Origin of the sequence: Arthrobacter sp. Alg241-R88, from assembly GCF_900537115.1 — a bacterium.
Taxonomy (GTDB): Bacteria; Actinomycetota; Actinomycetes; order Actinomycetales; family Micrococcaceae; genus Arthrobacter.
The window spans coordinates 36,131-59,398 of sequence record NZ_UNRG01000009.1 but is presented as its reverse complement, the minus strand read 5'-3'; the positions used below and the strand labels follow the sequence as shown (position 1 = coordinate 59,398).

Genomic DNA, 23,268 nt, shown 5'->3' with positions numbered 1-23,268 from the left:
CATGGCCTACACAGCGGAAAACTGGCCCATCGCCGCCGCCATGCTGCCGTTTCCGGGCACCAACGCCGCGGGAACGCACATCAATGACGCCGATCCGTCGGCGTGGGCGGAAGCGTTCACCGAGGTCAAGGAAGCCGGGTTCGCGAATGCAGACCTGACGGACAGCTGGGTCCGTCCCGGCGACCTCAGACGGGACCGCCTCGCGGAGTTCAAGCAGGCGGCGGCGGAAGTTGGGATCGGTATTCCAGCCATTTCCGCCATCCGCCGCAGCGTCATAGACGAGGCCAACTGGGAAGCCAACCTTGCGTACAGCCACCGGACCATTGACGCGGCGGCGGAGCTGGGTTGCGAGGTGGTGTCCATCGGCCTCCACCAGGCCATCACGCCGGAGCAGCAAAAGCAGCTGTGGTTCTGGACAGTGGAAGGCCACAAGGACCCGGTGGATGACAGGGAAACCTGGGGCAAGGCAGTAAGCCGGATCCGTGACCTTGGCCGGCACGCTGCCGAGGTGGGGGTCCTGCTTTCGCTCGAGATGTATGAGGACACGTACCTGGGCACCGCGAACTCATCCGTGAACCTTGTCCAGGACATTGGACTCCCAAACGTCGGGCTTAACCCGGATCTCGGCAACCTGATCCGGCTGCACCGGCCGGTGGAGGACTGGCGGGAGCTGGTGGCCAAGACCCTGCCGTTCTCCAACTACTGGCACCTGAAGAACTACTTCCGGGACGAGGACGTGGCCCGCGATATGTACGTGACCATGCCGGCACCCATGGAAAGCGGCCTCATCAATTACCGCGAGGCCTTCAAACTGGCTTTGTCCGTCGGTTTCCAGGGCATCCTCTGCACCGAGCACTACGGCGGAGACGGCCTGAGCGTGGCGGCAAGCAACCAGGACTACCTCCGCCGGCATGTGCTCCCCAAGGCAGACGGCTACGCGCTGGGCACAAGCCAGGTGGCCCAGGGGCGGCAACAGCCGGCGGCGAAACTCGCCCCGGTGTAACCAACCCGCGTAAATGCTCAACGGCCGCAAGCCCGGCCTTCCCAACCAAGGATTCAATGAGGAAACCATGACCCAAATCTTCGACGACCCCGCAGACTTTGCGGAGGAGGCATTGGACGGCCTGGTGGCGGCCAACCGCGGCTATGTTGCCCGGGTGGACGGCGGCGTGGTCCGCTCCACCGAAGTGCCTGCCGGCCAGGTGGCTGTGGTGGTGGGCGGCGGTTCCGGGCACTACCCGGCCTTCGCCGGCCTGGTGGGGCCTGGCCTGGCAACAGGTGCGGTGTGCGGCAACATCTTCACGTCGCCGTCTGCCGGGCAGGCCTACCGGGTGGCGAAGGCTGCCAACGCCGGTGGCGGCGTGCTGTTCAGTTACGGCAACTACGCCGGGGATGTGATCCATTTCGGCGAAGCACAGCAGCGGCTGAACGCCGAAGGCATCGACACCCGGACCGTCCTTGTTGCGGATGACATCGCCAGTGCCCCACTGGACCAGATCGAAAAACGCCGCGGCATTGCCGGTGACCTCACGGTCTTCAAGATCGCCGGCGCGGCCGCCGAAGCGGGGCTGGACCTGGACGCCGTCGAACGGCTCGCCGTCCGCGCCAACTACCGCACGCGTTCCCTCGGTGTTGCCTTTGACGGCTGCACGCTGCCGGGCGCTGCCGAGCCGCTGTTCCAGGTTCCGGCCGGCCAGATGTCGCTGGGCCTGGGCATCCATGGGGAACCCGGGATCTCCGAACACCCCCTGCCCACGGCTTCCGAACTTGCGGAACTGCTCGTCTCCCCGCTGCTCAAAGACAAACCGGATGATGCCGGAAACCGTGTGGTGGCCATCCTCAACGGCCTGGGCAGGGTCAAGTACGAGGAACTGTTCCTGCTGTTCGGCAAGGTGGAGAAGCTCCTCACCGCTGCAGGCCTGACCATCGTGGAGCCGGAGTGCGGCGAGCTGGTCACCAGCCTGGACATGTCCGGCCTGTCCCTGACGCTGCTGTGGCTGGACGAGGAACTGGAGCGCTACTGGTCTGCCCCGGCCGATACCCCCGGATTCCGCAAGGGGAACATGGCCGGACGGGAACGCCGGACACGGGTCCAACTGGCTGTTCCGGAGGATGTTGCTGCCGCTGAAGTGGAAGGCACGACGGCGGCAGCGGCTGACCTGGGCCGGCTGGCAGCCGCGGTGCTCGCCCAGATGCAGGACGCCGTCGTCGAACATGAGACGGAACTGGGCAGGCTGGACGCGATCGCCGGCGACGGCGACCACGGCATCGGCATGCGCCGGGGCGTGGACGCCGCGGCGGCGGCAGCCCGGGATGCCTCGTCAGACGGGGCGTCCGTTCAGCGGGTGCTCACCGCGGCCGGGGAAGCGTGGAGCGAACGCGCGGGAGGAACGTCCGGGGCGTTGTGGGGATCCGCCCTGGCGGCCGCCGGACGGAGCCTCGGCAACAAGGACTCGTACCGCTGCGAGGACGCGGCGGCGGCCGTGACCGCATTCGCGGACGCCGTCACCACCCTGGGCAAAGCGGAACCGGGCGATAAGACCATGGTGGACGCGCTGCTTCCCTTCCGGGACGCCTTCCTGGCCGCGCTCGACGCCGGGGCATCCGTGACCGGGGCGTTGGCCGCCGCGGTCACCGCCGCCCGCCAGGCAGCCGACGCCACCGTATCCCTGCGCCCGCTGAAGGGGCGCGCCCGGCCGCTGGCCGAGAAAAGCCTGGGCCACCCGGACCCCGGAGCGGTTTCCTTTGCCCTGATCGCGACCCGGGTTTCTGACTACCTCGATTTTTTGGAGCAGCCCCTGCCCGATCCCCGGGTGGCGGATTCCCGGCTGGCCGGACACGGAGCACGCGCATGAGCGGCGCAGCACCAGGATGGCGCATCGTGATTGGCAACGACGAGGCGGGCGTCGAATACAAGGAAGCGCTGAAGGCCCTGCTGGAAGCGGACAACCGCGTCGCGTCCGTGCTGGACGTAGGTGTCGGTGCCGGCGACACCACCGCCTACCCGCACGTGGCCGTCGATGCCGCACGCAAAGTGGCCGACGGCGGGGCTGACCGTGCCCTGCTGATTTGCGGCACCGGGCTGGGCGTGGCCATAGCGGCCAACAAGGTCCCGGGGATCCGCGCCGTCACCGCCCACGACGGCTACTCCGTTGAACGGTCCGTGCTGAGCAACAACGCGCAGGTACTCACTATGGGCCAACGCGTCATCGGCCTGGAACTGGCCAAAAAGCTGGTGGGCGAATGGCTCGACTACCGCTTCGACGAAAACTCAGCCTCCGCCGCCAAGGTGGACGCCATCTGCTCCTACGAACCCGAATCAACGAAGGCAGTCTGACCATGACCGAACCAGCATCCAACGCGGCCGCCGCCAGTGGCGCCCTAAAAATCGCCATCGTCGGCTCCGGCTACATGGGCGGCGGGATCGCCCAGGTCCTGGCGCTGGGCGGAGCCCACGTGGCCCTCTCCGACGTGTCTGCAGAGGTGGCCCGGACCAATTACGACCGCCTCCTGGTGGAGTCTGACCAGTTCGTGGCCGACGGGCTGTTTCCCGCAGGAGCCACCGAGATCCTGAAACAGAACCTCTGGGCCGCCAAGGACATCGAGGAAGCCGTCGCGGACGCGGACTTCATCGAGGAAGCGGTCCCCGAAGTCATCGCCGTCAAGCACCAGACGCTGGCCCGCATCAGTGCCGCCGCCCGGCCTGACGCCATCATCGGCTCCAACACCTCCACCATCTCCATTGCCGAGCTGTCCGGGCCAGTCACCAACCCGGAACGGTTCCTCGGTGTGCACTTTTCCAACCCGTCGCCCTTCATCCCGGGCGTCGAGATCATTCCGCACGCCGGTACGTCTGCCGCCACCATCGGCGCCGTCCGCGGGCTGGTCCACGCAGCCGGCAAACAGACCGCCGTGGTCAAGGACGCCACCGGCTTTGTCCTCAACCGCCTGCAGTACGCGCTCTTCCACGAGGCAGCGCAGCTGGTGGAGCAGGGCATCGCGACGGCGGACGACGTGGACACCCTGGTTCGCACCACCTTCGGGTTCCGGCTGCCGTTCTTCGGCCCGTTCGCCATCGCTGACATGGCCGGGCTGGACGTGTACAACTTCTGCTACAAGTCCCTGCAAAAGGATTTCCCGGAGCGGTTTGCCACCCCGAAAATCCTCAGTGACCTGGTGGACGCCGGAAAGCTCGGCACCAAGACCGGCGCGGGTTTCCTCAACGTCCCGGCCGAGCGGATTCCCGAGCTGATCGCCTACCGGAACAAGGCGTACGTGGCCATGCAGAAACTGCTCGACGACCTCGGGCCGGCACCCATCGGGCAATAGAGTTCGCGGCAGTGCCGGCGGCGAGGAGGCCGGTTAGCGCCCTTCGTGCACCCCGGCTGCCATGGGCACGGAATGCAGGGAGCTTTCATGGCCCAGGCTGGCGTGGCAGGCAGCCGCGCGTGCCGGGACGTCGCCGTGGACGGCCGCAGTAACGGCCTCAACAACCGCGATCTGGCCGGTTGTGTCGGGGACGCCCGGGAACTGAACCGGCGGCGCTTCAACAGGCGCCGCCGGCGGCTGGTCCGTCGAACGCATCCGGATCAGCGCGATGGCGGAAATAAGGAACCAGGCGACATTCGTGACCACGGAGGGCCACGCTCCGTGGAACGTGCCGTTGATGATGAAGGCGATGGCGCCGAGCAGGTTCGCCGTCTGGAAGCCCCGGCCGGCCTTCAACCAGCCCATGGAAACTGACAGATATGCACTGAGGATCGCCGCCGCGCCGGCCCAGCCGGCGATTTCCCACAGCAGTTCCATGGTGTCCTTTCAAGGTGGTGCCCGGCGCCCAGAGGCTGGGCAGCGGCGTTCATTGTGGGTTTGAAGATGTGTTTTTGCCGGACGCCATCGCTGGATAAATCAGGCATAGCCGGACAAAGCGTTTACTCAAGCCCGTGCGGGGCGAGGACCTTATTTGTTGGTCGGCGGGATAATCATACTCTGCGCAGGAGCTGCTCGAACGCCCGGCCCACAGGCTGCCGCCTATGGACAACTCCCGTGCCACGTAGCACCATCTGAAAGGTGACCACCAGCCCCCTCTCCGATGCGCGCCTGCGTGAGCTCCGGGACCTTCGCCGCGTCAAGGACCGCATCGACAGGGAGTATGCACAGCCGCTGGACGTCGAATCCCTCGCCCGGGGCGTCCACATGTCAGCCGGGCACCTAAGCCGCAGGTTCAGGCTCGCCTACCAGGAATCGCCCTACAGCTACCTCATGACCCGCCGCATCGAACGGGCCATGGCGCTACTGCGCCGCGGTGACCTCTCCGTCACGAAGGTATGCTTCGCCGTCGGCTGCTCCTCCCTGGGCACCTTCAGCACGCGCTTCACCGAACTGGTGGGGATGCCTCCAAGCGTCTATAAACAGGAAGCGGCGGTATCGACGGCGGGCATCCCGGCGTGCGTGGCAAAACAGGTCACCAGACCGGTCAGGAATCGAGAAGCGCCCGCGCCGGAACCGCAACTAGCATGACTGCCATGGACATCACCATCAGCTCAAGTTTCCTTCCGCACACCGATCCCGACGCCTCCTTGGCGTTCTACCGCGACGCCCTGGGCTTCGAGGTCCGCAACGACGTAGGCCGCGGCACCATGCGCTGGATTACGGTGGGCCCGGCTGGCCAGCCCGACGTTTCCATCGTCCTGCACCCGCCGGCGGTGGACCCCGGAATCACCGACGACGAACGCCGCACCATCGCGGAAATGATGGCGAAGGGCACCTTCGCAACCGTCATCCTGTCCGCTCCGGACGTGGACGCCGCGTTCGCCAAAGTGGAGGCGACGGGGGCCGACGTGGTCCAGGAACCCGTCGACCAGCCCTACGGCATCCGCGACTGCGCCTTCCGCGACCCCGCAGGCAACACCGTCCGGATCAACCAGCAGCCCTGAGCTGGGAGGATTGGAACCCAACAGATGGAGACCCGATGAGCACGGACACCAGTACCGCTACGAACACCGATCCCCTGGCCAACGGGCTGCACGTCGCCGACACCCACGACCTGATCCGCGTCCAGGGGGCGCGGGAAAACAACCTCAAGGACGTCAGCGTTGAGCTGCCCAAGCGCCGGCTGACAGTCTTTACGGGTGTGTCCGGCTCCGGCAAGAGCTCCCTGGTGTTCGCCACCATCGCTGCAGAGTCGCAGCGCATGATCAACGAGACCTACAGCGCGTTCGTCCAGGGCTTTATGCCCTCACTGGCCCGCCCCGAGGTGGACTTCCTGGAAGGCCTGACGACGGCGATCATCGTGGACCAGGAGCGAATGGGCGCGAACCCGCGCTCCACCGTGGGCACCGCCACCGACGCGAACGCCATGCTGCGCATCCTCTTCAGCCGGCTCGGCACCCCCTACGTCGGTCCGCCCACGGCGTACTCCTTCAACGTTCCCACCCGCAAGGCCAGCGGCGTGATGTCCACCGAGAAGAGCGACGGCCGGGTGGAAAAAGCCGTGGTCCAGCAGGCCGTTTACCTCGGCGGCATGTGCCCGCGCTGCGAGGGCATGGGTTCGGTCAGCGATATTGACCGTACAGCCCTGTACGACGACGAAAAGTCCCTTAACGACGGCGCGCTGATTGTCCCGGGCTACTCCATGGACGGCTGGTACGGGCGGCTGTTCGAAGGCATGGGCCTGCCAATGGACAAGCCGATCGCCAAATTCACCAAAAAGCAGCTGGACACGATGCTGTACGCCGAGCCCACCAAGATCAAGGTGGAGGGCGTCAACCTGACCTTCGAGGGCATCATCCCCAAAATCCAGAAGTCGATGCTGTCCAAGGACCCCGAGGCGATGCAGCCGCACGTGCGCAGGTTCGTGGAGCGTGCCGTCGCGTTCCAGACCTGCCCGGACTGCGAAGGGACCCGCCTGACCCGGCAGGCCCTGTCCTCCAAGATCAAGGGCAAGAACATCGCCGAGCTGTGCCAGATGCAGATCAGCGACCTCGCCGGGTGGGTGCGCGACCTCAAGGACCCCTCGGTGGCTCCCCTGCTCAAGGGCCTCCAGCACCTGCTCGACTCGTTCTCCGACATCGGGCTGGGCTACCTCAGCCTTGACCGGCCGGCCGGCACGCTGTCCGGCGGCGAGGCCCAGCGCACCAAGATGATCCGGCACCTCGGGTCCTCGCTTACCGATGTCACGTACGTCTTTGATGAACCCACCATCGGGCTCCACCCGCACGATATCGAGCGGATGAACCAGCTGCTGCTCCAGCTGCGGGACAAGGGCAACACCGTGCTTGTGGTGGAGCACAAGCCTGAGACGATTGCCATCGCCGACCACGTCGTCGACCTTGGTCCCGGGGCCGGCACCAAAGGCGGAACGGTCTGCTTCGAGGGCACCGTCGAGGGCCTGCGGAGCAGCGACACCATCACCGGCCGGCACTTGGAAGACCGGGCGGCCCTGAAGGCTGCAGTCCGGAAGGCCTCAGGCGCAATGGAAGTCCGCGGCGCCTCGACGCACAACCTGCAGGGTGTCGACGTCGACATCCCCCTCGGTGTCCTCACGGTGGTCACCGGGGTGGCCGGCTCGGGCAAAAGCTCCCTCATCCACGGTTCCGTTGCAAAGCGCGACGGTGTGGTGGTGATCGACCAAGGCGCCATCCGCGGGTCCCGCCGCAGCAACCCGGCCACTTACACGGGCCTGCTGGAGCCCATCCGCAAGGCATTCGCGAAGGCCAATGGGGTAAAGCCGGCGCTCTTCAGTTCGAACTCGGAGGGTGCCTGCCCCACGTGCAACGGTGCCGGCGTTATCTTCACCGAGCTGGGCGTGATGGCCACGGTGGAGTCACCGTGCGAGGACTGCGAGGGCCGCCGCTTCCAGGCTTCGGTGCTGGAATACACGCTGGGAGGCCAGAACATCGCGGACGTGCTGGCGATGTCCGTGACGGAGGCAGCCGCTTTCTTCGCCGAGGGCGAGGCCAAGACCCCGGCCGCCCGGACCATCCTTGCGCGGCTCGAAGACGTGGGCCTGGGCTACCTCAGCCTCGGCCAGCCGCTCACCACGCTCTCGGGCGGCGAGCGCCAGCGCCTCAAGCTCGCCACCCAGATGGCTGAGAAGGGCGACGTTTACGTCCTCGACGAACCCACCACCGGACTCCACCTGGCGGACGTGGAGAACCTGCTGGGCCTGCTGGACCGGCTGGTTGATTCGGGCAAGTCCGTGATTGTTATTGAGCACCACCAGGCCGTGATGGCGCACGCCGACTGGATCATTGACCTCGGGCCGGGAGCAGGGCACGACGGCGGGCGGATCGTTTTCGAGGGCACGCCCGCCGATCTTGTGGCTGGCGCCGCCACCCTCACCGGCAAACATCTTGCGGCCTATGTTGGTGCTTGAGCATGGCCATCAAACTGGAAAACGTTGGGATCGCCGTTCGCGATCTCGAGGAAGCCATCGCCTTTTTCACCGATCTCGGCCTGACAGTGATCGGCCGTGACACTGTCAGCGGGGAGTGGACCGACACTGCCGTGGGGCTTGATGGCAACCACGCCAAGATTGCGATGCTCCAGACCCCGGACGGTCACGGCCAGCTCGAGCTCTTCGAATACATCCATCCGGAAGCCATCGAGTCGCACCCGACCCGGCCCAACGACATCGGCATGCACCGCGTGGCCTTCTCGGTGGATGACATCGACAAAGCCCTTGCGATAGCTGCCAAACACGGGTGCCATCCGCTGCGCGGCGTGGCGACCTACGGCGACGTCTACAAACTGACGTACCTCCGCGGCCCCAGCGGAATCCTCGTGATGCTCGCCGAGAGACTGCAGAAGGACTGACGCCGGAAAACAACGGCGCCGTCTACAGCGATTGGTTCCATTTTCTACTCCCCCAAAAGTATCGATCTGCGTGACTGACCGTTACATCAAACTACGCTGGCGGTATGGCCGAACGCTACCGGTACGATGTCGAAATCCTCCACCTGCTGGTGTCACCGGGGCATGCCTATTTTGGGCGGGCGAAGGACGGCCCTGCGGACGTGCCGACGCTTGACGCCGGCACGGCTGAAGTGGTGGCGGGCAAGGGCATTGTGGGTGACCGGTTTTTCGGCAAGGCCGCGCACATGGACGCTGCGGTGACCCTGTTCGCCGTCGAGGCCCTTGAGGCTATGGCCGCGGAACTGGAGACCGGGCCGTTTGATCCCCTGGCCACCCGGCGGAACGTGATCCTGCGCGGTGCCCACCTGGCTCCCCTGCTGGGCCAGGACTTCGCGCTTGAGTCCGGGGATTCCGTGGTGGAGTTCCACGGCGGGCGGCCCGCGCACCCGTGCGCCTGGATGAACGAGGTGCTTGCGCCGGGAGCCCACGCCGCTATGCGGGGCAGGGGCGGCATCCGCTGCCGGGCAATCTCGAGCGGCAGCCTGCACACTGGACCGGCGGTGCTGGTCAGCCCTGTTCCGCTGGATCCTGAGCAGGCCGGGGTGCCTTCGCTGCTGAAGCCCGGCCGGCTGCCGTAGCTAGTCCAACTGCACGCCCTAGTCCAACTCCACGCCGCGGAGCAGCAGCAGCGTCCCGCCCACCACCATGGCTGAAGCAAGGAAAACACCGCCTGCACCAAGTCCTGCCGCAACCACGCCGATGGCACTCGGCAGGACCACCTGGCCCACCCGGTTCCCGGCGAGCCTAAGGGCCAACGCCCGTCCGCGCTGCCCCGCGGGGGCCTGCGCCGAAAGCCAGGACATGGTCAGCGGCTGGCCGATGCCAAGCCCCAGCCCGAGAACGGCCATCACAACAAACAACAGCCAAGCCGGCATGGGAACCGCCGCCACGGCCAAGGCGACAGTGGAGAGTGCGAGGCTCAGCACCAGGAGCCTCATGCGGCCCAGCGTGCGGGACACCCGCCCCAGCAGGATCCGCGAAATCATGGAAAACACTGCACGGACAGTGAGCATGGCCCCCACTGTTGCCGCAGTGAGCCCGCGTTCGGATCCGAGCGCCGGGAGGTACACCATGGTCAGGTCCACCACGGCAAGCACGGTGGCGCTGGTGGCCAATGCGCGGGCGACGCCAGGGGTCCTGAGCAGTGAGAGTGCGTTGCCGGTCTTTGCGTCAACTGCAATTGCCTTCCTTTTCGCGCCGCTGACATGTGCTGCCACACCAAACGTGGTCACGAAGAGTGCCAGGCTCATGCACGTCGACAGGAAGAAGATCGCCTGCGTGTCGGGGCGAATGGAGGCACCACCGACGAGAGAGATCGCCAGGGGTCCGAGGGCCTGGCCCAGGGAGGCGGCGAAAGTCAGGTAACCGAAGGCTGCGTCCATGCGGGCTGGGGCAGCGTTGTTGGCCACCACGGCCTGCTGCCCAACAACGCATGCGAGTTGTCCGGCACCCAACAGCGCGGTTCCGATCACCAAGGTGACGATTGACGAGCCCCACAGCAGGAGGAAAGCAGAACAGGCAAGAACGATGGCGGACCCGATGGCCATCAGGCGGCGCTCACCCAATCGGTCCACCAGACCGCCCGTCGGGACGGCGAGCAGCAAGGGAAAAACAGCATAACTGGCAGCCAGAAGGCCCAGGGCAAACCCGGGAACGTCCAGTTCAAGCGCACGGTAGGTGGCCGCGGGCCGGACCAGGAAGGTCACGGCCTGGATCAGCGCGGAATGGACCAGGAGGGAAGTTGTTGTGCGGCGTCCAAGTTTGCCGATCATGAGATGCCCAGGCCGCTGCCCGAGATGGCACGCACCGCGGCGTCCCGGGCGCCCATGACGTGCTCGAAAGCTATCTTCGCAGCGTTGTCCGGATCGCCTGCGACCACGGCGTCCACCAATGCCCGGTGCTGGGCCAGGGCTTGGTCACGCCGTTCCTGGGTGCTGTTGGTGAAGTGCCGGTACCGCTCCATGTGGTTTGACACTTGGTCATGGAAACGGCGGGCCCAGGAATTTCCGGCAATCTCCGCGAGCCTGCTGTGAAGCGCCATGCCCTGCCGCATGGCGTCATCGGCGAATTCCACCACTGCAGCGTTCCGTGCAAGGATGCCTCGGAGCGCTTCGATGTCAGAAGGCGTGGCCTTAATGCAGGCGTTCCGTGCCATCAGCGACTCCATGGCCGCCCGGACCTCGTACAACTCTGAAATGACTGCCTCGTCCAGGCTGGGCACCAGGACACCCCCGGTGGGCTGCTGCTCCAGGAGGTTCTCTGAGATGAGCCGCCTGATGGCCTCGCGCAGCGGCGTACGGCTCACCCTCAACGAAGCCGCCATGGCAGGCTCAAAAATCCGCTCCCCCGGCTTCAGCTCAAGGCTGAGGATCTGCCGTTTGAGTTCCGCGTAAACAAAGTGTGCGCCGGTGTTCCGTTCCGGTAAATCAGTCATGTTCGACCTCCGGCATTAATCATACTTGTATAGATGTATACAAGTTTGATTGACCCGACCGATAAGGTGTAGGGATGCGTGTTTTTGTCACCGGCTCCGTTGACGGGCTGGGACGGGCCACTGCCCGGACCCTTCTGGAGAGCGGGCACCATGTTGTTGTCCATGGACGGAGCACCGCCCGGCTGGATGCCGTCCAGGATCTAATGGACCGTGGGGCCGAAGCCGTGGTGGGCGACCTGGCGGACCTGGAACAGACGCGCGATGTCGCCCGGCACGTCAACGAGATCGGCCGCATGGATGCCGTCATCCACAACGCGGGAGTCCTGCACACCCCGGACATTTTTCGTATTAATGTTGCGGCCCCGTATCTCCTCACCGCGCTTATCGACCGCCCGCAGAGGCTGGTTTACCTCAGCAGCGGGATGCACCGCAGTGGACACGCCGATCCCAGCAGGCTCGAAGCGGGCACGGGAAATGTGACCTACTCGGACAGCAAGCTCTACCTCACAGCCCTGGCAGCCGCCGTCGCCCGTTTATGGCCGGACGTCCTCAGCAACGCGGTCGATCCCGGCTGGGTACCCACCCGGATGGGCGGCGCAGGCGCACCTGATGACCTGCGCCTCGGCCACCTGACCCAGGAGTGGCTCGCCACCAGCGATGACCCGGCGGCGCTCACCAGCGGCGGCTACTGGTTTCACCAGACCCGCGAGAAGCCGCATCACGCAGCCCGCGACGAGCGGTTCCAGAACGCGCTCCTAGACCACCTGGCCGTTGTCACCGGCGAGCGCCTGGCCTGACGGGGCTACCCCTCACAGGAGCGCGGTGGCGTTCGCGGGTGATCCGGTCCCGTGATGAAGGCGTCCCCCACTGGTTATGGCCACGTATGTGGCGCGCCAGGGGCCCGCGCCGCCGGCCAGCGAAGCCACGCTCAAGGCAGGCGTCCCGGAACTCCGGCATGCGGCGAGCAGGCTCTCCGAGCTACTCGAGGGCTCCGTCTACTAAAGCTTTTACCAGCCCACCGTCCTCGGCGGCGTTCCCAACGACGCAGCAAATCCTTCGCCAGGACGTTTTCGGCCCAGCAAGGCGGCCGCCTCGGAACGGAGCGGCGCAAGTCCGAGGCCTGCATAGGCTGTGCCTAAAACGGCGGTGGCTCTGGCTGTTGGAGCGGATACAGGACTTTTCCGAGGTCCGCCGGTTCTGTGGTGTACTTCCTGCCCAGCGGTGAACGCCACTCAAGGTCCCCGGAGGTTGAAGAGTGTCTGTAGCTCCACGCACCGATGGACTTCAGCGCGTGGTGCCTGCGGCAGAGCATTGCCAGGTTGCCGGGGTCGGTAGTCCCGCCGTCCTGCCACTCGATGGTGTGGTCGGGCTCGCAGACGCTGGCCCGGCGGGTGCATCCCGGGAACCGGCAGGTCCCGTCGCGGCACTGCAGATACCGGCGCAGCGCCTTCGGCGGACGATATGCCCGGCGCCCCACGCCCAATGCCTGCCCGGTGGTACTGTCCGTGAAGAGCAGGTGCCATGTAGGCGCCAGGGCCGCCAAACGCCGGGCCGTTGCAGCATCAAGAGGGCCATAACCTTCGAGTTCAGCCGTTCCAAGTTCAGGTTCAGCGGATGCGGCAGTGCCACCGGAATCCGGGGTGCCGCCCCTAAGCTGTCCGACCGGAATAGTCACGACAATCTCAGGGCACAACACCCCGGATTCCACCCCGTGAGCGCCACCCAAGAAGCGGTAGGCCAGCGCCTCGGCTCGAAACTGCGACAGCGTAGGCGAATCCGCAGCAGTGCCGGATCCAGGTGCAGTGCAGGCTCCAGGTGCAGGGCCGGGCACAGTAGCAGCGCTGTGCCCCGGAATTTCCCTGAGCTCCGCGGCCCGCGCGCTTGCCAGCCGTGCATCACGATCGAGTCCGCTGTAGATTGCCAGACCTACCTCCGCGGTCAGGAACGCCGAAAGCGTGCACATCCCGTCCGGCTCGGCCCTGAACCACACGCCGCGCTCACGCCGGGCCGCCTCCTTGCGGGCCGCGAGGCTTTCAGGGTGAAGCTGTTCACGCAACCGCCGCAGACAGGCGCGCAATTCAGCGGGAGTGCGCCTGCGTCCGCGCCGGGTCCGCGTGCGCCGTAGCGCAATCGATGCAAACCCTTCAGCATGCCCGTCAGGGAGGGAGCGGGCTTGTTCGACAATGATCCGGGCATGTGCATCGGAAATTTCGCCGGCCTCCAAGGCTTCAAGGACCTCCCAATAGGACGTGGTCAGCTCCGCCGCATCATTGAGCAACCGCGCAGCCGTGCCCTCCGAGAGGGCACAGGCAGTCGACACTTCGGTGACAGCAAGCGCATGGGTCTCGTCGCCGCCAAACCGTAGCGGCTGGTTCTCCTGCCGCACCGGAGCTTCTTCCACAACAGCTTCCTCAACCCGGGCAAGCGCGCCATGCTTCATGCCCGTAGCCCAGGCGATCAGCCTGTCAGCGGACTGGACCACGCGGATCGCACCATCGGCGGTCAGGAAGGCAGGAGCCGGAAAGCTCAACGTCCCGGCCAGGAGCGAATCCTCCCGGTCCGTGAACTCGACAGCTGGAACCCACGCCTCGTCGTCAGTGACGAACGGCTGAACCTCCATGCTGCCCCTCCTTCGCGGAACCAATGCCGGCCCCTCCTCTTCCGGACACTTTCAGACTAGGAGTAGGGTCTGACATTTGCGCCCAACCGATCCGCGCAGCATCACCCACCACGATGGTGTGGTCGCCGCCGTCGTACTCTTTATGCAACTCACAGTCCACCCGGGCGAGCGCCTGGTCCAGCACCGGGTTGCCCAGGGGTAATGCCGAGTAGTCCACGCCGGCGAACTTGTCAGTACCGGAACGGGAGAACTGGGCGGCCAGATGCCGGTGCTCGGCGGGCAGGATGTTCACGGTGAACCGGCCCGCCTCGCGCAGCTGGGGTCAGGTGCTGGAGCTGCGCGCGACTGAAGGTGACCAGGGCGGTCCAGTGAGAGGGAAGAGAAAGACTGGCACGTGAAGCCCGCGGGGCCGTTGTCCGTGGCCGCGGTGATGACGGTCAGCACGGAGGCAAAGTGGCCTAGGACGTGGCGCACGCGCTGCGGGGTGAGATGCGGGGTCACAGCCCGAAGCATGGAGTAACGAAAGGTACTGTGGGCCAATGGAGATGCGCCTTGAGGTTGTGCAGGTACCCGTGTCCGATGTGGACAGGGCAAAGTCCTTCTACACGGAGAAGCTCGGCTTCGTGCTCGACCACGATGTGGAGCACGTTCCCGGAATGAGGGTGGTCCAGCTGACGCCTCCGGGTTCGGCTGCGTCCATCGTTATCGGCACCGGTATGACAGCCATGCCGCCGGGCAGCCTGGAGGGGTTGCAGCTGGTGGTGCCGGACATGGGCGCCACGCGCGACGAACTCCTCCGCCGGGGCGCGGACATCAGCGACGTCCAGGACATGGGTGGCGTGTTGTTTGCCCACTTCGCCGATCCGGATGGCAACCGCTGGGTCCTCCAGGGCGCCACACCGCCGGAGGTCAGGGATGCGCACCTCTAACGGTTGACGGACCGGGCTCGCCGGCCCTCAGCTGTGCGGCAGCCCGATCGCCCGGCTGATCACAGCGTCGAACTGGCGGTCACCGAGAAGGCTGCGGGCCGTAATCAGGGGCTTGGCGCCGAAGCCCATCGCGTAGCGGGTCTTCGGCTTCGCGGCGGTCACCGCCTTCCCGATCGCGTCCGCCACCACCGACGGCGGCGAGTTCCGGTTCCCGGTCGATTCCGCCCTCAACGTCCGGGCCACCGCCTCCGCCTGCGGGGCGTAAGGTCCGTGCCCGGATGTCGCCTCCAGGTTGTCCGCCGCGATGTCGCCCCACTCGGTGGCGATGCCGCCCGGTTCGATGACCACCACATCTATGCCGAAGGGCTTGACCTCCAGGCGGAGGCAGTCGCTGAGAGCCTCGAGGGCGAACTTCGTCCCGTGATACCAGCCGCCCAGCGGGGTGTAGATCTTGCCGCCCATCGAGGTGACGTTCACGATGGTGCCCGAACGCTGCCCGCGCATGTGCGGCAGGACCAGCTGCGCCAGCCGGATCGCGCCGATGACGTTGACCTCGAACTGCCGGCGGCCCTCGTTGATAGGCACGTCCTCCAGCGCGCCATACGAGCCGTAGCCGGCGTTGTTGACCAGGACGTCGATGCGGCCGGTATCGGCAATGATCTGCTCAATGCCCGCGCTCATCGACGCATCGTCGGTCACGTCCATGGCAAGCGGCCGGATGCCGTCGGCCGCCAGTCCCTGCAGCCGGTCCGTGCGCCGGGCCGCCCCGTACACGATGCAGCCGAGGCCCTGCAGCTTCCGGACAGTGGCCTCACCGATTCCTGAGGATGCTCCTGTAACAAGTGCCGTCTTGGTGGTCATGCCCCTAACCTAGGGCGGATCCGCACCAGGTGGCCAGAGCTTTCGCAAGCCCTGCGTCCGTTCCCTCGCCCACCCACGCGACGTAGCCGTCCGGCCGGACCAGGACAGCGGCGGGAGCAGGAACCTCGCCGAGGACCGGCAGTTCCCAAGAGCCGTTGTACTGGGCATCAACCACTTTCAGGCTTCCGGGCCGCTGCACGTTGTCGAAGACGCCCGGAGCACCAAGGTTCAACAGCAGCGGCCGGGCGTCGTGCAGCAGAGCATAGGCGGTCAGCGCGCCATCCGCAGTGGAGAGGTCGACGTCGGGCATCCGGCGTCCGAGCAGCGGGTGGCCCTCGCCAAGGTCGTAATGGACGTCCAGGCCAGACTGCATCCCGGCGAACCGCCTGCGCGGCTCCTCCATGCCGAGCAACTCGGACACCACCTCGCCGGCTGCCTTGATCCTTGGATCCGGGCGCCGGAGGGCGCTCTGCGCCATCGTGTTGCGCAGCACCCGCGCAGCCACAGGGTGGCGCTCCGCCTGGTAGGTGTCCAGGAGGGTTTCCGGGGCGGCCCCTTTGACCACCTGCCCCAGCTTCCAGCCCAGGTTCACCGCGTCCTGCACTCCGATGTTCAAGCCCTGCCCGCCGTCCGGGGCATGGACGTGCGCGGCATCACCAGCCAGCAGGATCCGGCCCGCGCGGTACGCCGCAGCCTGCCGTGTCATGTCCGTGAAGCGGGAAATCCAGGTGGGGCTGTGGGCCCCGTAATCGGTGCCGCAGACGGCAATCAGCGCCGCCTTGAGGTCCTCCAGGGTCGGCTCGGAGGACGGCCCCACGTGTTCCTCGGTCACCATCACCCCCACCGGCCCGCTGTCCGCATAGACAACCTTGCCGTCCACGATTTCGTACTCCCGCCGGCCAAAGGAATGAATACCGAAAGGATTCTGGTGCACACCAAATTCAGGAACGCCGGTCATCTCCACCTCCGCGATGAGCGCGCTGGTGGTGGGATCCCAGCCGGGGAACCCGATGCCCGCCGCCTTGCGCGCCAGGCTCCTGCCGCCGTCGCACCCCACTACGTAGTCTCCCCGCAGTGTCCTGCCGTCCTCGAGGTAAAGGTCGACGCCGGCAGCGTCCTGCGCGAGGCCTGTCACCTCTTGGCCGCGGTAGAACGTCACGGCCAGCTCGGCTACCCAGCCCGCCAGGATGCGTTCGATGTGGTTCTGCCACAGCCCCAGACCGTAGGGATGGCGGGTGGGAAAGTCGCTGATGTCCAGGCGGGTCATCGCAAATCCGGCCACCTGGGCCACCTGGCCCTCAGCGAGGAACCGGCCGGCGATGCCGCGCTGGTCCAGGACTTCGATGGTCCGGGCGTGAAGGCCACCGGCACGGGCACCTGGGAGGTCCTGGGTGGCACGCCGTTCCACAATGGCCGCGTCAACTCCCGCCAGTGCCAGCTCACCGGCCAGCATCAACCCGGTGGGGCCTCCCCCGACAATCACCACTGCATGATTACGCATCGCTTGTGCTCCCGCTCTCGAGGTTGTGGCACCTGCGATTATGCGGCCCCGCCCGGGCCTTGCCGCAAGCCCCACGCCGGGGGATACAGTGGAAATGGAAGGAGTGATTCAGCCTCTTTTCCGCCTGCCGTTGCCGCCGTCCAAAGCATCCCCAGGAGTACCGGTTTGAGGCACCCATATAGGTCTAGTGTGGGTGGGGTCGGCACTCGCCGCGAATAGCCCTCAGGGAGGGTGCATGAACTCCACACAGTCCAGCTCCGAGCAATTTATGCAGAACCTGAAAAGCATCGGGGGGTCAGAATCTGACGTCGACGAAGCTGTCTACGTAGTCCGCGATGAGGACACCGTGGAGAATGTGGTCTCAGGCCTCCGGATCGAACAGCGGCAGCATGGCAGCGACGCCAGGGAGTCGTCGATTCTCCATGCCGCAGCTGAAGTGATGGTCAGCAGGCGCGATGAACAAGACCGCGCCCACCATGCCAGTGCCTCTCAGGAGGGGGAGTATCAACTGGACATCCATCTCGGCGCAGGCCACAGCACACGGGAAAGCATCCCGCACAAGGACATCGAGGAGGCCAAGAGTTGGGCGCGGGCACGGATCGAAGCCCAGGGCGCCGAGTTCGGGGCCATCTATTTCCCTGCCGGCGGGGACGGCGTACCCGGAACGGGTGCGCTTGTGTCCAGTTACGACCGTTCCGTCGGGTGGTACAGATAACCTTCGGAGCCTGCCGGGGCGTGGGGGTACCCGGCGCCTAGAATTTCAGGCATGAGTGATAACAAGGAAACCATCGGCAGCCCCACCCCTGAACCGGATGCAGGCCTGAACCGGGACCCGGAAGACTGGGTGACCGGCGACGAGCCAATGACGGCGGCACAGCGAAGCTACCTGGATACGCTGGCCCGTGAAGCAGGCGAAGAACTTCCGGCGGACCTCAGCAAGGCCGAGGCATCCAAGCACATCGACCGGCTCCAGGGGCGCAGCGGACGGCTCTCCGGAGACGACTCCGGCAACGCCGGAGGGTAAAGCGCCGTCAGGGAAACAGGCGCGGCCGGGCTACCAGGCCTGGTGCTCGCGGGTGAGGCCAAAGGGGACGGCCTCGCTGAGGGCGACCGTGAACTTGTCCACGCCGTGCCGTGTCACCAGGATGCCGTGGCGCTTTTCAGCGAGCGCGTGGGCCTTGGCGGCCGTGACGGCGGCGTCGAGCTGGCTGTCCATGCTCTCGCGGTCGGCGATGGTCAGGGTCAGTGGGAAGTTGTGAGCGGTCATGTGGGGTAGGCCTTAATGGTTGGGGTTGCGCAGGCGTCTTCCGCTCCCCCGAACTGCTGACGCCGTGAGGCACTTGGTGTGCCCCGTTTATGATGCCCTAGCATCGCCCCGCCAGCAACTTGAAAAATCAACTAATTTAGAACCGCAGGTCAGCGGCACGCACTTCATCGAGCAAGCACAACAATTACGGGCCCCTAGGCATGGTCACTTAGAGTTGATGGGGAGTGGAAGCTGTTTTTGAACGCCTCCAATGCCCCGGAGAAGCCTCCCGGCATGACCCGTGCACCATTGCGCAACGACCTTGCTGTGCAACGACCTGACAAGGATTCCGCCATTTCCACCGACGCTTTCTTCGGCAATCTCACCCGGATGCGCAACCTCCTCATCCCGGCACCGGTTCGGGATCGGCTGAATACCGGGCGGGGACTGCTTGCCGGATTCATCGTGGTGCACCTGGTCTTCCTGGTCTTCGCCGCTTCACTCTCGCTCCGCGGCGAGGCCTTCAGTGACACGTTCATCTACCGTGACTGGGCCATGGCCGGGTTCGACGACGCCAACCTCACCGGCGGTCCCAGCCCCTGGGTTTACCCCATCCTCGCGCTGATCCCCATGGCCATCGCAGGCGTTGCCGGTCCCGGGCCGTTCTTTTTCCTTTGGGTCCTGATGACCACAGTGCTCAACGGCTGGGCCCTGCTGAAACTCACCAACCGGGGCCGGGACCGCCAGGCCATCCCTGCCGGCTGGTGGTGGCTGGTCTTCACCTTCCTCATGGGCTGGCTCGGCTTCGCCCGCGTGGACGGCCTCACGGCGCCGCTGGTCCTGGTGGCCCTCGCCTACGGCGTGGGCCGGCCGTTCATCGCCTCCGTCCTGCTGGCCGTCGGCACCTGGGTGAAGGTCTGGCCGGCTGCTGTCATGCTGGCCCTGTTCGCCGTCGTCAAGAACCGGATCCTGGTGGTGCTTGCCGGAATTGCGACGTCGGCGGTTGTGGTTGCGCTGGCTGCTGCGGCAGGCAGCCTTCCGAAGCTCCTGAACTTCCTCACCCAGCAGGGCGACCGCGGCATGCAGCTCGAGGCCACCTTCACCACGCCGTGGCTCTGGCTGTCCGTCCTGAACATCGGCGATTCCCGCATGTACATGAACACGGATATCAACTCCATGCAGGTGGACGGCCCCGGCACCGCCCTGATGTCCGTGCTGATGCAGCCCCTCCTGATCCTGGCCGCCCTGCTGGTGGCCGGCCTGACGTTCTGGGCGCTGCATAACGGCAACCAGCACAACGGCAAAGTCAGCGGCGGGGCAGACCGCACCGAACTGCTCCTGGCCGGCGCCCTGACTCTGGCCACCGCGTTCGTGGTCTTCAACAAAGTGGGCTCCCCGCAGTTCATGGTGTGGCTCGCCCCGGCAGTCGCCGTCGGGCTGGCGCACAGCTGGCGGGAATGGCGGGTCCCGGCGGCCATGCTGATCGTCATCGCCGTGGCCACCTACTTCATCTACCCCCTGTTCTACGACGCGCTCAGCCACAACAACCCGTGGATGGCCCTAGTGCTGACCATCCGCAACGTCCTCCTGGTGGTCCTGTTCCTCTGGAGCGTCCGGCGCCTCTACTCGCTGGGCAAAAAGACGCCTGCAGCCGCTCCCGCGCTGAAGGAGTCCTAAGATTTCCACGAAGTTCTTCGACCGGCTGGTCAGCGTCCGCACGAAATTCGTTCCCGCAAAAGTAGTGGACTGGTTCGCGCGCCCGTCCAGCGTGTGGTGGGGTTTCGCCGTCGTCCATCTTTACTTCCTGGGCTGGATGGCGTCCTTCTTCCTGCACGGCGAGACCTTCAGCGACACCGAGCAGTACCGCCAGTGGGCCACGGACGGCTACAACCCGGAGAACCTCGATGGGAAGATCAGCCCGTGGGTGTACCCGGTGCTGGCGCAGATCCCCATCTTCCTCGCGAACATCGCCGGGCCAGGCCTGTACCTCCTGGTCTGGTTCCTGATCATCACGGCCCTCAATGCCGTCGGGCTTGCCTTCCTGACCCGCGGTCCGCGGAAAGTGAGCGGCGTGGCCCCGGCATGGTGGTGGCTGTTTTTCACCGTCTTTATGGGCTACCTCAGCTTTGCGAGGGTGGAGGGCATTACCGCACCCATCGTGCTGATTGCCCTCCTGTATGCGGCGCAGCGGCCGGTGGTGGCGGGCATCCTGCTGAGCATTGCCACCTGGATCAAGGTGTGGCCGGCCGCGGTGCTGGCGCCCATCGTTATTGCCAGCCAGAAACGGATCCAGGTGGTCCTCTCAGGGGTGGTGGTGACGGCCGTTGTCGCCCTGGGAACGTGGCTGTCCGGCGGGCTGCCGCACATCATGGACTTCCTCACCAACCAGGGCGAGCGCGGCATGCAGCTCGAAGCAACCTTCTCCACGCCGTGGGTGTGGCTGAGCGTCTTCAACATTGCGGGTTCAAAAATGGCGGACAACACCGCCATCAACTCCACCGAGGTTTACGGCCCGGGCGCCAGCACTGCGGCGTTCCTGATGCAGCCGCTCCTCATCCTCGCGGCGGTGGGAGCGGCTGTCCTGCTGGTCCGCGCGATGAACCGCGGTGCCGAACGCGAGGAACTGTTCCTTGAGGGTTCCCTCATGATGGTCACCGCGTTCATCGTGTTCAACAAGGTGGGTTCCCCGCAGTTCATTATCTGGCTGGCACCGGTAATCATTGCCGGCCTCACCCACGACTGGGACCGCTGGAAGGTCCCCGCTGCCCTGCTGATGGGGATCGCCATGACCACTTTCGTGATCTATCCCCTCTTCTATACACCGCTCATTCATGCCCACCCGGTAATGGCGGCCATCCTCACCACCCGCAATGTGCTTCTGGTGGTGCTGCTCTGGTGGTCGGTGAAGCGGACGGCCGAGCTGGGCCGGAAGTCTGCTGCCGCAGTGCCTGCCGGAGCCTAGCTCAGCGGCTTCCGAGCTGCTGCCGATCGGGCTGTTCGGCGCGGAGGCGGCGCACCTCACGCCTCGAGCTGATCCAGTTCCAGCCCCGCCTTGCGAGGTCCAGCGGCTTGGCTTCAATCAGCAGTTTTCGTGTATGCACATCGAGGAATAAAAGGTAGAACGTGAACCCCAGGGCCGTCACGAACGCCAGGGATGAGGCGTCGATGGGCAGCTCAACGAAGGACCACACGGAGAGCTGGTCCTGCGCCCCGAACACCACAAAGAAGGTGACGCCCACGTACAGCGACCGGATCTGCCAGTCGTCCCGGATGCCGGTAACAGCCAGGAACGGCAGGAACCACAGGATGTACCAGGGCTGGATGATGGGTGACAGCATCACCACGGCGGTGAACGCCAGGGCCATCCGGCGCACCGCCCGGGAGTAGTCCCCGCGGAACATCAACAGCAGGACCAGCGCGATGGCCGCATACTTCATGCCCGTCCGCAGCAGGGTGGCAAATGTCCCGCCCGGCAGCCCCAGCACATTGGCCAGGAACTCCACCTGCTGGCCCAGGAAGCCTGACGGCGAGTAACCGGTATAGCCGGGAGTGGGATCCATGATGGCCCAGGTCCAGCCCAGCCCCAGGTTGTACGGGATGCCGCTGAGGGCCAGGACGCCGAAGCTGATACCCGCCGTCGCGCCCCAGATCAGGAACTTGCGCAGCCACGAGGCAGAGGGGCCCGCCCACATGACCCCGATGAACGGCAGCAGGAGCACAGTGATGGGTTTGATGCCGATGGAGGCGGTGACCAGCAGGATGCCCAGCAGGTAGCGGCGCGTTGCCGCGAAGTAGACGCCGGCGACGGCGAGCCCCACCATGAGTGCATCATTGTGTGCGCTGGCAATGAAGCTGATCAGGAACAGGGGGTTGGCCACGGAGATCCACAGTGCCCGGGCACCGTTGATGCCGTGCAGCTCCGCCAGCTTCGGCACGTAGATGACGCAGAGGAGGACGCCGGCGCCGGCGAGAAGGCGGAAGAGCAGCACGGAAACATCGGGCTGGGCTCCGGTCAGCCCTACGACGGCGCGCGCCAGCCACAGGAAGTACGGACCGTACGGGGTCCTGTTCTCCGCCCAGGCAGGATCTGCCCCGAGCGAGAACCAGTTGTTGAGCGTGGAAATGCCCACCTCGTACGGGTTTTGGCCCTCCATCACCAGCCGGCCCTGGCCCGTGTACGCGTAGACGTCGCGGGAAAAAACCGGCACGCAGAAAAGCAGCGGCAGGGACCAGGCAGAGATGGCGATAACAACGGAACGAAGAGACGATTTGCCCCAATCACCCAGCCGTTGCCCCAGCCGGAGCCACGAACGCATCAGCACCATGGCGCCCGCCGTCAGCAGGATGGTGGAAACCGTCACTCCCCAGCCTTCTGTACGGAGCGCGATGACCACAGGCTGGCGGATCATGGGCGAGCCGTTGGCGATCCAGCCGGTGCCGATGGAACCGACGAACATCATGAGGGCGCCGAGGAACCCCTCAATGATGGCCACGTAGGCGCGGCGCCTGGCGGGCTCGGTGACGGCGGTTGCCGGCAAGCCTGGCTGGCTTTCCGACGTCCCGAGGTGTGCACCGCCTTCCGTCATGATTGTTGGTCCCCTACTTCGTTACGGCGCTGGTTGCACCAGCGAAAAGGCCGCCCTGCAACCCCGCCATTTTACCAGTCAAGCTTCCCGCTGCTTCCGGATGACGGGCCGCAGGAAGCCACAGTTTGACAACATGCCCACGTGCAGGCTCCCCCGCGGCTCGGCGTAAAGTTGGAGA

The 23,268-nt window shown here is 65.8% G+C and carries 24 protein-coding genes and 1 pseudogene; 16 read left to right on the top strand and 9 right to left on the bottom strand.

Annotation, left to right across the window (positions count from 1 at the left end):
- Position 1: 1 nt before the first annotated feature.
- The 4 genes from G6R19_RS16805 to G6R19_RS16790 all read left to right on the top strand — a co-directional run bounded on the left by G6R19_RS16805 (position 2) and on the right by G6R19_RS16790 (position 4,329).
- Complete coding sequence (locus G6R19_RS16805; protein WP_163167025.1) at positions 2 to 1,003, top strand: sugar phosphate isomerase/epimerase family protein; 1,002 nt, start codon at positions 2 to 4, stop codon at positions 1,001 to 1,003.
- Between the two features lie 67 nt (positions 1,004 to 1,070).
- Complete coding sequence (gene dhaL / locus G6R19_RS16800; RefSeq protein WP_163167023.1) at positions 1,071 to 2,855, top strand: dihydroxyacetone kinase subunit DhaL; 1,785 nt, start codon at positions 1,071 to 1,073, stop codon at positions 2,853 to 2,855.
- A complete protein-coding gene (locus G6R19_RS16795) occupies positions 2,852 to 3,337 on the top strand; it encodes a ribose-5-phosphate isomerase (RefSeq protein WP_163167021.1) in 486 nt (161 codons plus the stop codon). Before dhaL ends, G6R19_RS16795 begins: the two co-directional genes overlap by 4 nt.
- Before the next feature lie 2 nt (positions 3,338 to 3,339).
- Entirely contained in the window at positions 3,340 to 4,329 is a 990-nt protein-coding gene (locus tag G6R19_RS16790) for a 3-hydroxyacyl-CoA dehydrogenase family protein (RefSeq protein WP_205484523.1), read from the top strand.
- Between the two features lie 33 nt (positions 4,330 to 4,362).
- Here the strand turns inward: G6R19_RS16790 and G6R19_RS16785 are convergent, their stop codons facing one another.
- Positions 4,363 to 4,806: a YgjV family protein gene (locus G6R19_RS16785; protein ID WP_205484521.1), complete on the bottom strand. Its 444-nt coding sequence runs from the start codon at positions 4,804 to 4,806 to the stop codon at positions 4,363 to 4,365.
- A gap of 261 nt (positions 4,807 to 5,067) precedes the next feature.
- Here G6R19_RS16785 and G6R19_RS16780 point away from each other — a divergent pair, with 261 nt between their 5' ends.
- The 5 genes from G6R19_RS16780 (at position 5,068) to G6R19_RS16760 (ending at position 9,491) form a co-directional block, all read left to right on the top strand.
- Complete coding sequence (locus G6R19_RS16780) at positions 5,068 to 5,517, top strand: helix-turn-helix transcriptional regulator (protein ID WP_163167019.1); 450 nt, start codon at positions 5,068 to 5,070, stop codon at positions 5,515 to 5,517.
- Positions 5,514 to 5,933 carry a VOC family protein gene (locus G6R19_RS16775; RefSeq protein WP_163167017.1) on the top strand — a complete coding sequence of 140 codons (420 nt, stop codon included), beginning with the start codon at positions 5,514 to 5,516 and terminating at the stop codon, positions 5,931 to 5,933. Before G6R19_RS16780 ends, G6R19_RS16775 begins: the two co-directional genes overlap by 4 nt.
- 35 nt (positions 5,934 to 5,968) lie before the next feature.
- Positions 5,969 to 8,374, top strand: a complete 2,406-nt coding sequence (locus tag G6R19_RS16770) for an excinuclease ABC subunit UvrA (protein ID WP_163167015.1) — start codon at positions 5,969 to 5,971, stop codon at positions 8,372 to 8,374.
- A gap of 2 nt (positions 8,375 to 8,376) precedes the next feature.
- Entirely contained in the window at positions 8,377 to 8,814 is a 438-nt protein-coding gene (locus tag G6R19_RS16765; RefSeq protein ID WP_163167013.1) for a VOC family protein, read from the top strand.
- A 104-nt stretch (positions 8,815 to 8,918) separates the two neighbouring features.
- Positions 8,919 to 9,491: an MOSC domain-containing protein gene (locus G6R19_RS16760; RefSeq protein ID WP_163167011.1), complete on the top strand. Its 573-nt coding sequence runs from the start codon at positions 8,919 to 8,921 to the stop codon at positions 9,489 to 9,491.
- An 18-nt stretch (positions 9,492 to 9,509) separates the two neighbouring features.
- Here G6R19_RS16760 and G6R19_RS16755 read toward each other — a convergent pair whose 3' ends face one another.
- Entirely contained in the window at positions 9,510 to 10,685 is a 1,176-nt protein-coding gene (locus G6R19_RS16755) for an MFS transporter (protein WP_163167009.1), read from the bottom strand.
- Entirely contained in the window at positions 10,682 to 11,347 is a 666-nt protein-coding gene (locus tag G6R19_RS16750; protein WP_163167007.1) for a GntR family transcriptional regulator, read from the bottom strand. The genes G6R19_RS16755 and G6R19_RS16750 overlap by 4 nt, the downstream gene beginning before the upstream one ends.
- 74 nt (positions 11,348 to 11,421) lie before the next feature.
- Here G6R19_RS16750 and G6R19_RS16745 point away from each other — a divergent pair, with 74 nt between their 5' ends.
- Positions 11,422 to 12,144 (top strand): SDR family NAD(P)-dependent oxidoreductase, encoded by a 723-nt coding sequence (locus G6R19_RS16745; protein ID WP_163167005.1) that lies wholly within the window; start codon positions 11,422 to 11,424, stop codon positions 12,142 to 12,144.
- A gap of 115 nt (positions 12,145 to 12,259) precedes the next feature.
- A pseudogene (locus G6R19_RS16740) lies at positions 12,260 to 12,349 on the top strand (IclR family transcriptional regulator); the annotation flags it as partial.
- A gap of 133 nt (positions 12,350 to 12,482) precedes the next feature.
- On the opposite strand, the gene G6R19_RS16735 reads toward G6R19_RS16740, so the two are convergent.
- Positions 12,483 to 13,967 carry an HNH endonuclease signature motif containing protein gene (locus tag G6R19_RS16735; protein ID WP_163167003.1) on the bottom strand — a complete coding sequence of 495 codons (1,485 nt, stop codon included), beginning with the start codon at positions 13,965 to 13,967 and terminating at the stop codon, positions 12,483 to 12,485.
- Positions 13,942 to 14,259 carry a flavin reductase family protein gene (locus tag G6R19_RS20605; protein WP_346010089.1) on the bottom strand — a complete coding sequence of 106 codons (318 nt, stop codon included), beginning with the start codon at positions 14,257 to 14,259 and terminating at the stop codon, positions 13,942 to 13,944. Before G6R19_RS20605 ends, G6R19_RS16735 begins: the two co-directional genes overlap by 26 nt.
- A gap of 247 nt (positions 14,260 to 14,506) precedes the next feature.
- On the opposite strand from G6R19_RS20605, the gene G6R19_RS16725 reads away from it, so the two are divergent.
- Positions 14,507 to 14,896 carry a VOC family protein gene (locus G6R19_RS16725; RefSeq protein WP_163167002.1) on the top strand — a complete coding sequence of 130 codons (390 nt, stop codon included), beginning with the start codon at positions 14,507 to 14,509 and terminating at the stop codon, positions 14,894 to 14,896.
- A 27-nt stretch (positions 14,897 to 14,923) separates the two neighbouring features.
- On the opposite strand, the gene G6R19_RS16720 is transcribed toward G6R19_RS16725, so the two are convergent.
- Both G6R19_RS16720 and G6R19_RS16715 read right to left on the bottom strand, forming a co-directional pair.
- Complete coding sequence (locus G6R19_RS16720) at positions 14,924 to 15,757, bottom strand: oxidoreductase (protein WP_163167000.1); 834 nt, start codon at positions 15,755 to 15,757, stop codon at positions 14,924 to 14,926.
- Between the two features lie 4 nt (positions 15,758 to 15,761).
- Positions 15,762 to 17,258, bottom strand: coding sequence for an FAD-dependent monooxygenase (locus G6R19_RS16715; protein WP_163166998.1), 1,497 nt, complete (start codon positions 17,256 to 17,258; stop codon positions 15,762 to 15,764).
- 235 nt (positions 17,259 to 17,493) lie between these two features.
- On the opposite strand from G6R19_RS16715, the gene G6R19_RS16710 reads away from it, so the two are divergent.
- Together G6R19_RS16710 and G6R19_RS16705 are read left to right on the top strand one after the other, a co-directional pair.
- Positions 17,494 to 17,973, top strand: coding sequence for a hypothetical protein (locus G6R19_RS16710; RefSeq protein WP_163166997.1), 480 nt, complete (start codon positions 17,494 to 17,496; stop codon positions 17,971 to 17,973).
- Positions 17,974 to 18,024: 51 nt separating this feature from the next.
- Positions 18,025 to 18,282 carry a DUF3072 domain-containing protein gene (locus G6R19_RS16705; RefSeq protein ID WP_163166995.1) on the top strand — a complete coding sequence of 86 codons (258 nt, stop codon included), beginning with the start codon at positions 18,025 to 18,027 and terminating at the stop codon, positions 18,280 to 18,282.
- Between the two features lie 30 nt (positions 18,283 to 18,312).
- Here G6R19_RS16705 and G6R19_RS16700 read toward each other — a convergent pair whose 3' ends face one another.
- Positions 18,313 to 18,525, bottom strand: a complete 213-nt coding sequence (locus G6R19_RS16700) for a hypothetical protein (protein ID WP_163166993.1) — start codon at positions 18,523 to 18,525, stop codon at positions 18,313 to 18,315.
- A 369-nt stretch (positions 18,526 to 18,894) separates the two neighbouring features.
- Here G6R19_RS16700 and G6R19_RS16695 point away from each other — a divergent pair, with 369 nt between their 5' ends.
- Both G6R19_RS16695 and G6R19_RS16690 read left to right on the top strand, forming a co-directional pair.
- Positions 18,895 to 20,181 carry a glycosyltransferase family 87 protein gene (locus G6R19_RS16695; protein WP_163167195.1) on the top strand — a complete coding sequence of 429 codons (1,287 nt, stop codon included), beginning with the start codon at positions 18,895 to 18,897 and terminating at the stop codon, positions 20,179 to 20,181.
- A gap of 64 nt (positions 20,182 to 20,245) precedes the next feature.
- The gene (locus G6R19_RS16690) at positions 20,246 to 21,466 is read left to right on the top strand and encodes a glycosyltransferase 87 family protein (protein ID WP_240341929.1); all 1,221 of its coding nucleotides are present in this window, start codon (positions 20,246 to 20,248) and stop codon (positions 21,464 to 21,466) included.
- Between the two features lies 1 nt (position 21,467).
- On the opposite strand, the gene mptB is transcribed toward G6R19_RS16690, so the two are convergent.
- Positions 21,468 to 23,090, bottom strand: coding sequence for a polyprenol phosphomannose-dependent alpha 1,6 mannosyltransferase MptB (gene mptB / locus G6R19_RS16685; RefSeq protein WP_163166991.1), 1,623 nt, complete (start codon positions 23,088 to 23,090; stop codon positions 21,468 to 21,470).
- Positions 23,091 to 23,268: the final 178 nt, after the last annotated feature.

Coding starts and splice junctions, on each gene's coding strand:
- G6R19_RS16795 (WP_163167021.1), top strand. CDS start 2,852: ATGAGCGGCGCAGCACCAGGATGGCGCATCGTGATTGGCAACGACGAG.
- G6R19_RS16745 (WP_163167005.1), top strand. CDS start 11,422: ATGCGTGTTTTTGTCACCGGCTCCGTTGACGGGCTGGGACGGGCCACT.
- G6R19_RS16720 (WP_163167000.1), bottom strand. CDS start 15,757: ATGACCACCAAGACGGCACTTGTTACAGGAGCATCCTCAGGAATCGGT.
- G6R19_RS16735 (WP_163167003.1), bottom strand. CDS start 13,967: ATGGAGGTTCAGCCGTTCGTCACTGACGACGAGGCGTGGGTTCCAGCT.
- dhaL (WP_163167023.1), top strand. CDS start 1,071: ATGACCCAAATCTTCGACGACCCCGCAGACTTTGCGGAGGAGGCATTG.
- G6R19_RS16705 (WP_163166995.1), top strand. CDS start 18,025: ATGAGTGATAACAAGGAAACCATCGGCAGCCCCACCCCTGAACCGGAT.
- G6R19_RS16770 (WP_163167015.1), top strand. CDS start 5,969: ATGAGCACGGACACCAGTACCGCTACGAACACCGATCCCCTGGCCAAC.
- G6R19_RS16805 (WP_163167025.1), top strand. CDS start 2: ATGGCCTACACAGCGGAAAACTGGCCCATCGCCGCCGCCATGCTGCCG.
- mptB (WP_163166991.1), bottom strand. CDS start 23,090: ATGACGGAAGGCGGTGCACACCTCGGGACGTCGGAAAGCCAGCCAGGC.
- G6R19_RS16765 (WP_163167013.1), top strand. CDS start 8,377: ATGGCCATCAAACTGGAAAACGTTGGGATCGCCGTTCGCGATCTCGAG.
- G6R19_RS16750 (WP_163167007.1), bottom strand. CDS start 11,347: ATGACTGATTTACCGGAACGGAACACCGGCGCACACTTTGTTTACGCG.
- G6R19_RS16710 (WP_163166997.1), top strand. CDS start 17,494: ATGAACTCCACACAGTCCAGCTCCGAGCAATTTATGCAGAACCTGAAA.
- G6R19_RS16775 (WP_163167017.1), top strand. CDS start 5,514: ATGACTGCCATGGACATCACCATCAGCTCAAGTTTCCTTCCGCACACC.
- G6R19_RS16725 (WP_163167002.1), top strand. CDS start 14,507: ATGGAGATGCGCCTTGAGGTTGTGCAGGTACCCGTGTCCGATGTGGAC.
- G6R19_RS16790 (WP_205484523.1), top strand. CDS start 3,340: ATGACCGAACCAGCATCCAACGCGGCCGCCGCCAGTGGCGCCCTAAAA.
- G6R19_RS16695 (WP_163167195.1), top strand. CDS start 18,895: ATGCGCAACCTCCTCATCCCGGCACCGGTTCGGGATCGGCTGAATACC.
- G6R19_RS16755 (WP_163167009.1), bottom strand. CDS start 10,685: ATGATCGGCAAACTTGGACGCCGCACAACAACTTCCCTCCTGGTCCAT.
- G6R19_RS16760 (WP_163167011.1), top strand. CDS start 8,919: ATGGCCGAACGCTACCGGTACGATGTCGAAATCCTCCACCTGCTGGTG.
- G6R19_RS16700 (WP_163166993.1), bottom strand. CDS start 18,525: ATGACCGCTCACAACTTCCCACTGACCCTGACCATCGCCGACCGCGAG.
- G6R19_RS16785 (WP_205484521.1), bottom strand. CDS start 4,806: ATGGAACTGCTGTGGGAAATCGCCGGCTGGGCCGGCGCGGCGGCGATC.
- G6R19_RS16715 (WP_163166998.1), bottom strand. CDS start 17,258: ATGCGTAATCATGCAGTGGTGATTGTCGGGGGAGGCCCCACCGGGTTG.